Origin of the sequence: Proteiniphilum sp. UBA5463, assembly GCF_002427225.1 — a bacterium.
Lineage (GTDB): Bacteria > Bacteroidota > Bacteroidia > Bacteroidales > Dysgonomonadaceae > Proteiniphilum > Proteiniphilum propionicum.
Map to the genome: position 1 here is coordinate 90,432 of NZ_DIQL01000040.1, position 14,583 is coordinate 105,014.

Genomic DNA, 14,583 nt, shown 5'->3' on the forward strand with positions numbered 1-14,583 from the left:
ACTTTCGGTTTAAGTTTAACCACAATGGAGACTAGTTTAGTTTTAACCATGCTGTATGCGAGACTTGAGTTGAGAATTTTTTATTGGTTCAATCATGCCAATCTCATTTTTTAATTTGAAAATTGATAACTCCCTGCTGGAATTTCAAACAAAATGTATCCCTTCTCTCTACCCACTTGCCTGGATAATCCTGAATTCTCCTCCACAGTCTTACCGGCTTCATGAGGAAACCAAACTGTAGCATTACAGTTGGGAGGAACGGTAACCCTTAACTCTAATTTTCCTTTTTCACGTTTCCATGACGACCTGATAAGTCCTGCCGGTGAGTCGAAATCGGCTTTTGCCCATGAAATTTGCGTTTCGGCAAGCCTGGGTATGCGGACTGTGAATTTTCGAAACCCAGGCGTTTCACTATCTTTTCCAATGCCTGCCACACCATCAATATACCATGCTCCGGGATATAAATAGGAGCTGTGAAGAAGCGAGTGCCCGGGAAGGTCCTTTTCCCACATCTCCCAGATGGTGGTTGCTCCGTTTTCGCGCATGAAACCCCAGCTTGGATAGGCCGTTTGAGAAGTCATAGCATAGATAAGATCGTCACGTCCCTCTTCGCGCAATACTTTGAATAGCATTGCTCCACCTGTGATACCTACATCAATATGTCCCTTTTGGTGGATCAGGATCTCTTTTTCCAGCCTTTCAATTACTTTAGGTCGAAGCCCGGCTGGCATTATATCACCGTATAGCGCTGCTGCAAGGCTTCTCATTGTCCTGTCGGAATAGTTGTGGTCATCTTTTTGGTAATATTTTTCGTGGAGTGTTTTACTTGCTATCTCCGCCTGTTGCCTCCACTTTTGTGCCTCGGCTGTTTTACCGGCCACCGCTGCAATCTGTGCTGCTGTTTTCAGATTATAGACCCAGTAGCAGTTGTTGAAAAACAGGTTCTCATCTGAATAATTATTCATTCCCTGGGCTGTTGCCTTAGGCCAGAGCCAATCCCCCAGAAAATCCCACTGTCCACCGTATCGTTTCAGCATATTATTTTCAACGTGGGTCTCCAAAAATGTAAGCCACCCCTTGATCATGTCAAAATTTTCTTCCAGGATATCTTTATCACCCTGATATTGGTACATAAACCAGGGTAGCGTAACCACTATTCCACCCCAGGCAGGACCGCCGCCTCCATGATAGGTGGGTGCTGTCTGAGGTAAGATCCCTCCACCCAGCATCCTGCCGCTTCCCTCTTGTTTGCGTGCCCAGTCCGGATTGTTCATATTGCCGACCATTGGTTCGGTGCCCTGCACATCCCGCCAATCCTCCAGCCATTTGTTGTAGAAAGCGCCCAGTCTGTAATTTAGCATGCCAGTTTCCGAGGTAGCGTGAGCATCGCCTCCGTAGCCAAATCGTTCACGTTGGGGGCAATCTACTATATATCCTCCGAGGGACAAGTTCTCAAAGGTCCATTTTACAGTGTTGTAAATCCAGTTTTGCAAGGTGTCTGAACATTCAAAGAAAGTTGTCCTGGCAAAGTTGGTGCGAACCATCCATCCCTTTATATCCTCCTTTCGGGGGGAAGATGTTGCTCCCACAATAGTAATCCACCTCCCAGACATATAATTGAAACGATTTTGAAATACACCCTCTCCCGATTCACCCATTACATAGGCACTGTGAAGATTGAATGTCATATCGTCCTGCTCCCTTTCGGAAAAAAGCATGCTGATGGTATCGCCAGGGTTCCCTTTCAGACGAATCCGTGTCCATCCGGCAAAATTCACTCCCATATCAACACGATAAGAACCATCGTTACGTGTTTCGATGCTGATCGGTTGAATCTCATCAAATAAAGCATTTGTTTCTACCCGTTGAGCCGATAATTTGAGAGCTGGAGTATAGATTGTAGCACTTTCCCATGTCCTATCATTGAGATTTCCGTAATTCCAATTATTCACCTCTTTATTTGCATCCCAGATTTCACCCCCATATCCTCCAACGCCAAATCCCCAATTACCTATTAGTTTATTAGGACTCGGGTGTGTTTTCCATGATTCGTCTGTAGCTATTCTTATGAGTTTTTGATTGTTTTTGCCGTAAATATCTGCCTGTGCAATAACAAGAGGCGCGCGGGGCTTATCAGGGGTAGCGTACGGAGCGAAAACGGACCAGGATGTTCCCAGCCATAGGGCAATTACGTTTTCCCCCCGTTTCAAAGCCGGGGCAATGTCGTAAGCAATGTATCGTGCACGCTGTGTGTGATCGGTAACTGCCGGCGCAAGCACATGGTCACCAATTTTCTGACCGTTCACATATACTTCATGGTATCCTACTGAAGCCACAAAGAGGGTGGCCCTATACGGTTTCTCATTTAAATAGAAAGTTTTACGGAACCATGGATCGTACATTTTATTCGATCCCTCAGCCGGGTTGTACACTTCGCCGGTGCCGATCCACTTTGCTGTCCACTCCCCCTGCAGGAACAAGCCGGTACTCCATTCGGCTGTCTTACTGTAGTTCGATTTATTTCCGTTTTCATCTTTTACCGACACCTTCCAGAAGTATCGGCGATCCGACTGCAACGGTTTGCCGTTGTATTTGACCAGCTGCATGGCATCCGACGGTACCCATCCCGAATCCCACATGTCGCCATTTTTTTTACTCAACGCTTCCCTGCTACTACATACAAGAATACGGTACGCCGATTGTTTTTGTCCGAACGATGCTTTATCGGTCGCAGTCAGTTTCCAGCTGAAACGAGGAGATTTTACATCCAAACCCTGAGGATTGTTTAAATACTCACAAGTGGGTTCAACAGGGAGAATACTCGATTTGTTTTTTGTAAAAGCCGAAAGATGTACAATAAGAAAGATGATTGATAAAAGAATTGTTTTTGTGTGCATATTTCTTGTTTTTACATTATTTTTTCAATATTCATCCAGTGAATACAACGGCCGAACCACTCCTCAAATTCGGGAATTTGAAGAAAACCATGGTCCCCTCGCGAATAAATATGTATTTCAACGGGAATTTCATTTTCGTATAATTTTTTGTAAAAAAATATGCTGTTTTTCACTGAGACTACTTTATCATCGTTTGTATGGATTAATATAGTTCCGGGAGTTTGTTTATTTACGTGCAATTCATTCGAAAAAAAATGGATCATCTCTTTTCCAGGATTAACACCAAGTAGTTGGTTGCGTGAACCCTCATGGGTTGTGCTGTCACTAAAACTGATTACTGGGTTGATGAGTATCATGAAGCTTGGACGAAGTGTTGTGTTTTGTTTGTTTTGAACCAAAACCGAATCGTAGTGTACTCCAAGTGATGCCGCCAAATGCCCTCCGGCTGAAAATCCCATGATACCTGTTTTATCGGGATCGATGTTCCATTTTTCTGCATTCTCACGTATCAGCTGAATAGCACGTTGCGCATCTTTGAGAGGTGTAATCATTTTGTCTTTGACAATTCTGCTATCCGGCAACCTGTATTTTAAAACGAAAGCAGTTATTCCACATCTGTTAAATGCTTCGGCTACTTTGTATCCTTCACGCTCCATTAGCAAGGTGTGATATCCACCTCCGGGACAGATAATTACTGCACTTTTAGATTTTTGATTTTTAGGAGTGAAAACTGCGATTGAAGGATTTGTCACCCTACTGACTAATAATCCAAAGATACTATCTTGAGTTTGTTCCTCGCTTATCTGTTCTTCCACTCTGTTATATAGTAAAATCTCTTTTTTATCCTGGCCTTTTAGCGGATATAAATTTTCAAGAAACGTCATCAATAGTAAAACAAAGATGTATGTTGATCTGATATTCATTTTTTCTAAAAAAAATTGTTATCTTTCAGTATAGAAATACTGTAAGTTACAAAGAAATAAAAAGTTTGGGTTTCAACAGCCAACAAAATGGCATAAAAACTATTTAAAATGATATAAATTGAGCTGTGGATGTTAAAAAGAGGCTGTCTCAAAATAAATCATGAGACAGCCTCTTTTAAATTTAAAAATAGAGTTTGATCACAAAATGAGGGAATGTTTCTTCCCTTTTTCTTTTTTCAGGGATCCGTTATCAATTACTCATTTCAATCACATTGACAGAACTGTTATTATCAATCCTTGTCTTGTATCCTGCAGGCGTTTTTAAAAGATAGTGGATATTATCTCCCTTGCGTTTCCATTCCAGACTTATTACTTTATCTTCAACAGGAATGGAGCCACTACAGTATTCCAGGTTGATATCGGAAAAACTGATGATAATCTCTTTGTTCAGGTAGTCAATATTGCTTATACCCAACATATCCCGATACAGAACATGGGCGATATATGAAGCGAAACCGTGATTACAGCTGGCCTGGTTATGCACATTCTCCCACAAAGTTCCGGTTCTCTCAGCCATATAGTAGAAATAATCTTCAATCTCGGATAGTAATTGTGGTTGCAACTTGTATCTTGAAAGTATATCCATACGAAGATAGTTTCCGATAAATGCATTTGCAACTGCCACATTTGAAAAAGTAGTTGTTTCATCTCTGTCAGGCCCGAAAACGGTTGCAATCTTTTTCCAAAGATCGGGATGTGACTCAGGTGTTGCAATGTTAAAGAAGAATGCGTAATATTGACATACTTCCGTGATCTGATCTGTCACCTTTAATATCCCATTTTCTCTTACTGCGTTATCAACAAAAAACTCTCCGTTGAAAGACTGTTTTTGAATCTGACGTTGTATATTCTCTGATTTTTTTTGCCACTCCTTATTTCCATAAAGATTAGCCGCACTAGCCAGGGCGGCACTATAGAGCATATTTGTGGGGTAGTTCACATCCTGTACCAGGCTGTTGGCTTTGGACCATTCCACGAAGATCCAGCTTTCCAGCTTTTCCAGCAACCCGTCCTCATTTTCGAATTTTTCGAAATACCCCAGCAGGTCGGTGATCCGCGTTCTCAGGTCTGACACAAGCTGCCTGTCACCTCCGCGCCGGGCATAATCATCGACTTGAATTATAAACCAGAGCGACCAGTTGGGAATGAATACCCCGTCGTTATGATCGGCAGGATAACACATGGGGATCATACCCTCAGGCAGGAATTCAAATTTCTCAGGCAGTGCGTAGTTCTCGTAAAAATTATGGGCCACTTTTGAATACCCGGTGAATTCTTTCTCCATGATCGCAGAGAAATAGCTGTCACAGAGCCAGCCGGCACGCTCCCGTGAGGGGCAATCCATAAAAATATCCAGGGCATTTTGCCGGTAGGTCTGTTTGGCCGCATCGTAAATCCGGTTCAATTTCTCGTTGCTGCAGGAGAAGGAGGCATCGGTACGGTCGGGAGATGCAAACTCCCTAAGGTAAACATCTTCCAATCGGCAGGCACCCTCTGTAACCATGACCTTTAAAAACTTAAATGTATAAGGGTCAAATGTTTCAATGGTGTACGCTCCGGGTTGAAGTTCATAAACTACCTGGTTGTTGACGTCAGCCATCCTTTTTTTACTGTTTACATCATTATCTGTTAGCATCTCATCGAAATGAAACCATATCTCTGTGGGCTCGGTACAACGTATCCGGGCTCCGATAAATCCGGTCTGGTTGATGCCGAAGTCGAGTATCGCAAATTCGTTAATACTTAGTTCAACGCTTGTGGAAGCATCATATGGAGTGTTCAGTTGATTTTTTGTTGTTGTCTGTAGCTCCTGAATACGTTGTGAAGGCATAACCTCCAGTTCTGTTTCAGCATAACCTTTGAATTGTTCGCCGATGTTTACCAGCGACCGGTCTTTGTAGTACTGAGCGGGAGTTTTTCTGGTAAAAGTACCCTTGGAAAATAGATGTACCGGTTTTAGCACAGTAAAGTCGGCTTGATCCACCCGTCTCGGTAACAGTTTTATCGGAGGAAATTGAACCAATTTAACCCTGCTAATTTCACAATTTTTATCTGCCCTCCACCGGTCGTATCCTTCTTCTAACCGGTAATACTCGGTAAAAGGACGTTGAAAGCTGTATCGTTCCACTTTCTGCAGCCGTTCCCTGATTTCGGTTGCTTCAAAATTACCGCCTTCACCAGTATGCAGCACCACATTACCGTCCACCTCTGCTTCAGCTTGCAGGAAAGAAGGCTGGTCGGTGGTGTAATAGCTATTCACGTTGTAACCGGCCACCTCAATAGCCACGATATTCTCTCCTTCTTGCATACGATCGGAGAGGTTATACCTATCAACCCGGAAATAACCGTGACCGGCGCGCGCCGGCCCTGAACCTACATACTCTCCGTTTAGATAGACCCGGTAAACGGTAGATGCAGCGATAAGCAAGTTTGCCTCTGCTTTGGGAGTGGCGGTAAAAATACCCCGGAAACCCAGTGTGAGGTTCATCTCTTTCTCCCTTCCTTCAGCCCATACAGGTGCTGATTGGTTCATCAGCAGATCACTTTCATTTTTTGAAGTTTGCCTGTTTTTGCAACTTTGTAAAGAAAGTGACAGAATGAAGGTGATAGAAAACAAGAGGATATAACCAATGATTTTTCCGCTTGGCCCGGATTTTGCTTTTCTGTTCATAGCGATATGTTTGTTGATATTAAAAATTATTTGATATGAGATCGTTCATCATCTTTATTATCTTGAATAAAAGAATGCTGCTTACTCAGCTTTTGCATCTATTTTGGCAGTATCTATATATCTCATATTTAGCTGTATGAGATAGTAATTAATGCATACGAAAGTTGGAATTATCATAAAAATATTTTTTAAATCTCAAGTAGCTGATTTGTGCCCAATTGATTTATAGTTTTTATCAAACAGATCATGTAGATCCAACATATGGCAAGAATTGAAATTGCGGAAAACTGGTTCCCGAAAAAGTCTGAAACGATACCCAGCAGGGGGGTAATAATTGCCCCGCCCGATACCCCTACAATCAGCAACGAAGAGATTTCGTCTGCTCTTTCAGGCAGAAGCTTCATCGATAGTGCAAAGATAATAGAAAAAAGATTGGCATAGCCTATTCCAAAAACAACCAGAGCGGCCATTATTCCGGAAACTGAGTTGAAAACCAAAATTCCTATAAATCCCAGAAAAGCTATTATTACACTATACTTGAAAAAAGTGCGCTCCGAATGCTTCATCAACAACAGGCCACCTGTAAAAGCCCCTATTGTACGCACCAGGAAATAGACACTGTTTCCCAAGATTGCTTTATGAAGGGGTATGCCGGTTTTTTCTATCAGATATTTAGGGAGTGTGGTATTTAATCCGACATCTACCCCTACCAGCACCACTATCCCGATAAAAAAGGCCAATAACTTTTTATTCTTTAAAAGAGATAATGTTTTCAGGAAGGAGAGTTGTTCCTTCGTTTTTCTTTTCCCCTCATCGATGGATGTGGTCCATAGCCATATTGCGGTGATGAGTGTTACCATTGCATAGGCAGGAAAAATATATTTCCATTCGAAGAATGCAGATGCAAGCCAGGAGACAATAATTGGTCCCGAAAGAGAGGATATTGCCTTGATAAACTGTCCCAATGTCAGGGCCCCGGTAACTTTCTCTTTTGAAACAACATTTGTAACCAAAGGGTTTAAAGCTACCTGAATCATGGTGTTCCCTATTCCAATCAGCCCGAAGGCAATTAGTACAGTTGTAAAACTATATGATATAACAGGAATTAGTAAGCCTGCAAAAGTAAAAGCAAAACTGATCTGGACCGTTTTTTTCCGTCCAATTCGGCACATTAAATGGCCTGTTGGGATAGATAACACAAAAAACCAGAAAAAACATGAAAAAGAGATTAAATTCACCAGGGAATCTGTGAGAGCCAGGTCGCTTTTCACATAATTAATGGCAATCCCTATTAAATCGACAAATCCCATGATGAAAAAGCCGGACATTACCGGTAACAGTTTCCTCATAGAAAGATTAGTGCCGGTCTCCTGATTATTAAAAGTGTTCATCTGATTTAATATATTTATCTGTTATTTAAATAATATTCAATTGATTGTATAAGAATATGAATCACCTTGATGTGTATTTCCTGAATTCTGTCAGAGAATTCGGAAAGGGGGGTGCAGATGGCAATATCTGATTTTACACTAAGTGCATTGTCACTCTCGCAGGTAAGCCCAACAACAATCATGTCTTTTTTTCTTGCAGCATCGGCTGCCTGAATAATGTTTTTGGAGTTTCCGCTGGTGCTGATGGCAAGAAGCACATCACCATTCCGACCGACACCTTCAACATATCTGGAGTAAATATCATCAAATGAGAAATCGTTCCCTACACAAGTAATATAAGCCGGATCATTGATCGCAATTGCCGGAAGTGACACTCTCTCTCTTCTGTATTTTCCTGTCAATTCTTCTGCGAAATGGGTTGCATCACACAATGAGCCGCCATTCCCGCAACTGATGATTTTATTCCCTTTTTTTAAAGCAGAAGCCATTGCCGATGCTGCACGTTTAATGGAGTCTATTGTGTTGGGGCGACTGATGAAGGCCTGCAGCATAACAAGCGATTCATCGAGGCTATTTCTGATCATTTTTTTCTGGTTTTTTGGGTTGTATATCTGACGCTATTGATACGGCTGCGTAATCGCCAATATTCTCTCCTAGTTCAGCCGGTTTAATCCGGCATACTTTGCGGGACAGGTATAAAGCCTCTTTCGCAATCACTTTCTCCATGACTGGTAAGAAAAGAGACACGTTTCTGGCATAGATACTCCCCAGAACAATACAATCTGGATTAAGAATATCGATCAGTATGGAAAGTCCCCTTCCTAAATAGACAGCTGAGATCTCCATTATTTCCAATGCCAGCGGGTCGCCTTTTTGTGCCTGTTCGGCGACCATCTTGGCTGAAACCCTGTCTATTTCGCCACGGGGGCACCATTGTACGGATCTGCCCATTTGATATTTTTCCAACAGTGCCATTTTTGCAAGTTGGGCAATTCCACCTCCACTTGCAAATCCTTCGAAGGAGCCTGCTTTCCCATAACCGACAGGTCCGAAGTCCGATAACCGGATATGTCCCACTTCGCCAGCATTGTCATTTGTTCCGCTGTATAGCTGGCCGTTAAGGATTATTCCGGCCCCCAATCCGGTGCCGAAAGTTAGAAATATCATATTCTTTGTACCTCTGCCTGCCCCAAATTGCCATTCAGCAAGTGCCGAGGCGTTGGCATCGTTTTGTATCGCGCAAGGGATCCCAAATTGTTCTGAGATCATTTTTACGAGGTGAATATTTTCCCATCCCGGTAAATTGGGAGGAGACATGATGATACCCTCTTCGCTGTTCAGCGGACCGCCGCAGCTGATGCCTATGGCGTGGGTATTATGTTGTCCCAGATTATTTTCTCTCATTATATCTTGCAGATGCAGAAAAATATTGTCGAGTGTTTTATCAACTGTAGATGTTTGAAAAGCTTTTTTCCCGGCAATATGAATATTTCCTGAAGATTCCTTTGCGTAAATAACCGCTGTTTTGGTGCCTCCAATATCTATTCCCAATAAATTTTTTTCCATTTCCGAATTACTGAATCATTTGTCCTGTTAATTTTTCCCGAATTTTGCAGGTCGCCCCAGAATCTGTCCCTTCCCGGCAATAGTGTCTTGTGAAAGACAGGTGGGAGAGATCAATGTTACGGCATGCCCCCCTAAGGTTTTGCCGAATTTATTGCATCGGAAGAGCAGGGGGGAGATCAATGTCCCGACATGCCAAGGCTATTACAAGCCTTTTCTTTTGTATCCGTCATATCAAATTCAAGCGTTCCTCCGTTTTGGATTTCTTCATAGGTTATTTTAAAAGAGTTCAGCGGTTTCCCGTTTAATGTCACCGACCGGACATACTTGTTGCTGTCGGACAGATTTTTAGCTTTCATCATGAACGTTTTCTGATTTGGCAGAAGAAGTGTGATCTCATGAAATTGCGGAGCCCCGATTAGATATTCTCCTGAAGCCGGATCGACCGGGTAAAAGCCGATAGCAGAAAAGATATACCAGGCCGACATCTGTCCGCAGTCATCGTTCCCGCTTAGCCCTTCGCGTGTGGGAAGATAAAACCTGTCAAACACCTGCCGTATAATTTCCTGTGTTTTATAAGGATGTCCGGTATAATTGTAAAGATAGGCAATATGGTGGCTGGGCTCATTCCCATGCGCATACTGGCCTATCATGCCTGTTACATCATCGTGGAACCCTCCTCCAAGTGAGCGTATATCTAAAAAGAAAAGCGAATCGAGTTTTTTCTCAAAATATTCTTTGCTTCCCATCAGGTGTAACAGTGCCGGAATATCGTGTTGAATATGCCAGGTGTACTGCCATGCATTTCCTTCTGTATAATCACCTCCACTGGTTGAAGCATGTGATAATAAAAAAGAATCGAAAGGAGTACGCCACTCCCCGTTTGAATCTTTTCCCCTCATAAATTTTGTGGAAGGGTCAAAAAGGTTTTTAAAGTTATCTGAACGTTTTTTGAAAAAAGCCTCTTTTTCGTGGTCATTGACTAATGCGGCCATCAAAGCAGCACAATAATCATCGTAACAATGCTCCAATGTTCGCGATACCGATTCTACCGGCAACAGGTCGAAAGGGTAATAGCCATATTTGTCATACATCTCCCAGTCGGATTTCGGATGAGGGGTGGTAAGCGACTGAAAAATGGCTTCTGCCGCAAGCTCTCTGTTTTCAGTAATGGTATTTTTCAGATATGCCTCGGCTACCACTGGTACTGCGTGATTTCCAATCATGCACCACGTTTCGTTCTGACCATATTCGTTGGTACATAAAACGCCCCTCTGGCGATATAGATCGAGCATCGACTGTACAAATCCGGCATTCTTGTCCGGATACATCAGCAGATAGAAAGGATGGGTTGCACGATATGTATCCCACAGGGAGAAGTTGGTATAACGTTCCTCACCGACCTCCATTAGTGTGCCGTCCGGTAGCCGGTAGCTTCCGTCCGTGTCAGTTATGATATTGGGCATCAACAAGGTATGGTACAGTGCGGTATAGAACGAAATTTTCTGTCCTTCATCCCGTGGAACCACTTTGATTCTGTGAAGATAGCTGTTCCAAATATCAGATGCTTCCGCTCTTACTCTCTCAAAATCCCATCCTGTCATTTCTTTCTCCATATTTCTTTCGGCACCATCGGTACTTACCGTAGACAGCGAAACCTTTACCATGAGCTTAGAGTCTTCCTCCGTGTCGAAACGAAGGAAAAATTTTACGTTTTCCCCCTCTGCCTGTTTCTTTTCAGAGATTATACCATCTGTAAAGGTGAAAACCTCCTTAACCGGTTTTGAAAAAACCGCATAAAAATACCAGGTATGATCGGAAACAAATCCGGTCGATCTCCTTTTTCCGATGACCGTTGTATCATTCAGCAAACGTAGAGATGATTCAACAGTCCGGTCATTGATCCCATGCTCCATGTCAATCACTAAAGCGGCCTTTTTCGAGGCAGGGTAGGTGTATCTATGGAACCCTGATCTCTCTGTTGCCGTTAACTCCACCTTGATCTGATGATCCTCCAAGAACACTTTGTAATAGCCGGGATTAGCCTCCTCGGAATCATGTGAAAAGGCAGAGCGATAACCGGTTGACGGGTCCTCTTTTTCACCTCGCGAAAAGGTCACATCCCCTGTTACCGGCATCAACATGATGTCCCCCATATCGGGACAGCCTGTACCGCTCAGATGGGTGTGAGAAAAACCGATGATGGATGAATCGCCTGCATAGTATCCTGAGCAATGCTCCCATTGGTCGGTTCCCGTATCCGGCCCCACCTGCACCATCCCAAAAGGCATTTGGGCAGCGGGGTGAGTATGTCCCACATATGATGTCCCGATAAACGGATTGGCATATTGTGTTAAATCGGTCTTTGTGTTGTGTGAACCCTGTTGTGAACAGGAGATGCACAACAGTATCAACGTAAAGGTAAGGATAGACTGTTTCATATGAAATTAATTTACATTAGGATAAGTCCACTGGATAGAATAGTCCATAGGCATCTTGCTGATGAGTAACAGGTTAAGCGGGACTCTTACAGCGTTAATTCTGTATCATTCCAGTTTGTTGCCCAGAGATATACGACCGTTCAGATCAATCAGTTCATAAATGACGGCACGCTCCATATCGCCCGAGTTGGGAGAATGGAAAGCTATCCGCAGTACACCTTCAAGATCTTCAAATATCATTGCATGTCCACCGCTGAAATTGTTAAGTGTCTCCTCTTCGTGTACCCACGGGCCTTCTATCTTTCCTGACTGGGAGCGTGCCACGCCGATGGCATAGTGATTATTTTTGCTTGTCCCCGACCAAATCATCAGTAAATCATTGTTTTTGGCCCTGTAAAGGAAAGGAGCGTCAGTTACATATGCACCTTCGGCGTTGATCGCTTTTGTCCAGGGCGCTTCACTGGCCGAAAAGAGGGTGATGGGATCCCCGGTGGTCGCGGTGAGATCTTTTGTTACTTTTTGTGCCAGGATACGCCCATCGGTCACCTGTAACCATTCGTGGCAATATACGATCCATGGCTGCCCCTCTTCATCGACCCATAAAGCAGCATCAAGAGCCATCTTGTCTATAGGTGTAATCGGTCCATTGACGAGGGGGATAAAATTTTTATCGGGTGTAGCGGATGTCAACACCGATGTACCCCGATGTCCTTCCCTGTTGCTGAAAGTGACAAACAGATAGTACTTTCCGTTATATTCATATTCGTCAGGTGCCCAATAATCTTTTACACCCCAAAAATTAGCGGAAGCGGTAAAGCTGTAACCCTCATTTTTCCAGTTTATTAGATCTTTGCTCGACAGGCATTGCAGATTTTTATATGTATATGGATTATAGTGGAGGAAGTAGGTCTTTGTTTTGTGATCTACAAAGATAAAAGGGTCTCTTATTTTTATGGAGTTTAATTTGACAGGGTATTCTTTATTATCTTCATCCTTCTGATTTTCCTGAGGGTTATTCTCATCATTGCACCCAGTACAGGAGAAAATTAATCCCGATAACAGGATGAAAACGAATAAAATGCTGTTGTGTCTGAAATTCATACTATTAAAATTATTCATATAATGTTATTTTACCTATTTTGTAGCGTTTTTTTCCGTCATCATTGTGATAGGGCAGTTCCAGTTCTGGGGTTCCGTCGAGTTTACCTACCGAGATATAGACATCATATACACCCGGCTTACAGGTCCTGAAAAATGGCCCTTTCGGATCATCCATCTGTTTGGCAACAATAAATCCGGAAGTGATTTTGCAGACAGGGGCCTTGCCTTCTTCTGCAGGGGGCATTGATTTTACATTAAAATCAGATTCAACCATAACCGATACAATACCCCCTTTATCGTCTTTTAATGTTAAGCATGGATAGCCGCCAGGGTAACAGGGTGCTACTCCTTTGTTTTGCCAGTTCCATTGCAACAGGAACAGTTCATTTTTTTTAATTTTTTTTGGATAAGCAATCGACTGTGCATGAATGCGATATCCCATTCGCCTGTTGATTTTATCAATTACATCACGGTTTTCTTCAAGAAGAAGCCTTGGCCATGTATGTATCGACATATAAGAAGCATGGTAATCTTCAATAGACTGCAGAAGCAGGTCTTTATTCCAGCTACCTCTCTTTTTTGACCCTTCGTAATGTTCGTGCTCCAGGATCACTGGCATTGTTGGCCAGAAAAGCTGGGCCATTTCACTGTGAAACCACTGTCTTGGAGCTTTTTGCACTAAAATACTGTCGTCACGCATCGTTACTCCTCTTGAAAAGGCATAATCAGAGATAGCGAAACGGCTGCCCGGTTCAGAGTCCCCCACAAAATCATCGGAGATACACAATCTGGTTTTTTTAAAGTGCTTGCAATAGATATCGATAATCTTTTTTTTGGTTTCGATATCCCATGTTTTACCATGCACCGGCGAGGTGATGACTGTATGGCCTTCTCCCCACATGCCAAAATGGCCGATATCGACAAATGCGATATTGGGATTGCCGTCGTAGCGTTCGGCCATCACCCGTACAAATTCATCTACCTTCTCGAGAAAAACAGGATCGGAATAGTCCGGCTCAAAGTAATCGTATGCACGATACTTTTTTGCTCCGGCATCGAAGACATATTGGGGGGTAGCCTGAGTCATCCAGTTTTCCGTAGCCGTAATGCGTATAGCCACCTTCTTACCCTTATCTGTCCAGCGTTGTGCAGGTGTATCCAGAATCTCCCAGGTGTATCTGTCTTCTTCGGGTTGAACAGCTACCCAGGGCACCCGGAGATAAACAGTACTGACGCCGGGGAAGTCATCCAATGTATCCCATGCCTCCAGTTTTGATCCGTAGTTAGCCAAGACATTGGAGTAGAAATGCATGGTCCAACCCATATCCGGATTGATTAATGCACCTCCATGATCTTTCGGATAAACGGTGTGCATCTCCCTGGTTTTGAGTAGGTCCTGAGCCATCACCTGACTGTTGAAAGAGAGCACGAAAAGTAAAAATGAAATAATTAGTAAGTCGTTTTTATATTGTGCAGTATTTGTCATATTCAATCAATTAAACAATATTGTACGGGTTGATTAGCACTCCCGGAACC

The 14,583-nt window shown here is 43.0% G+C and carries 9 protein-coding genes; all 9 read right to left on the reverse strand.

Annotated elements, in window-relative coordinates; all coding sequences use genetic code 11:
• Positions 1-110 precede the first annotated feature (110 nt).
• A complete protein-coding gene (locus B3B27_RS06730; RefSeq protein WP_286847171.1) occupies positions 111-2,897 on the reverse strand; it encodes a family 78 glycoside hydrolase catalytic domain in 2,787 nt (928 codons plus the stop codon).
• An 11-nt stretch (positions 2,898-2,908) separates the two neighbouring features.
• Positions 2,909-3,820, reverse strand: a complete 912-nt coding sequence (locus B3B27_RS06735) for an alpha/beta hydrolase (protein ID WP_286844748.1) — start codon at positions 3,818-3,820, stop codon at positions 2,909-2,911.
• 250 nt (positions 3,821-4,070) lie between these two features.
• Positions 4,071-6,551 (reverse strand): hypothetical protein, encoded by a 2,481-nt coding sequence (locus B3B27_RS06740; RefSeq protein WP_286847172.1) that lies wholly within the window; start codon positions 6,549-6,551, stop codon positions 4,071-4,073.
• Between the two features lie 188 nt (positions 6,552-6,739).
• Positions 6,740-7,942, reverse strand: coding sequence for an MFS transporter (locus B3B27_RS06745; protein WP_286846058.1), 1,203 nt, complete (start codon positions 7,940-7,942; stop codon positions 6,740-6,742).
• A gap of 14 nt (positions 7,943-7,956) precedes the next feature.
• Positions 7,957-8,526: an SIS domain-containing protein gene (locus tag B3B27_RS06750; protein WP_238841545.1), complete on the reverse strand. Its 570-nt coding sequence runs from the start codon at positions 8,524-8,526 to the stop codon at positions 7,957-7,959.
• Positions 8,513-9,508: an ROK family protein gene (locus B3B27_RS06755; RefSeq protein WP_286833081.1), complete on the reverse strand. Its 996-nt coding sequence runs from the start codon at positions 9,506-9,508 to the stop codon at positions 8,513-8,515. The genes B3B27_RS06750 and B3B27_RS06755 overlap by 14 nt, the downstream gene beginning before the upstream one ends.
• A 176-nt stretch (positions 9,509-9,684) precedes the next feature.
• Entirely contained in the window at positions 9,685-11,946 is a 2,262-nt protein-coding gene (locus tag B3B27_RS06760) for a GH92 family glycosyl hydrolase (protein ID WP_238841547.1), read from the reverse strand.
• Between the two features lie 105 nt (positions 11,947-12,051).
• On the reverse strand, positions 12,052-13,065 hold the full coding sequence (locus tag B3B27_RS06765; protein ID WP_238841548.1) for a glycoside hydrolase family 43 protein: 1,014 nt from the start codon (positions 13,063-13,065) through the stop codon (positions 12,052-12,054).
• Positions 13,058-14,533 carry a DUF4832 domain-containing protein gene (locus tag B3B27_RS06770; protein WP_238841549.1) on the reverse strand — a complete coding sequence of 492 codons (1,476 nt, stop codon included), beginning with the start codon at positions 14,531-14,533 and terminating at the stop codon, positions 13,058-13,060. Before B3B27_RS06770 ends, B3B27_RS06765 begins: the two co-directional genes overlap by 8 nt.
• Positions 14,534-14,583: the final 50 nt, after the last annotated feature.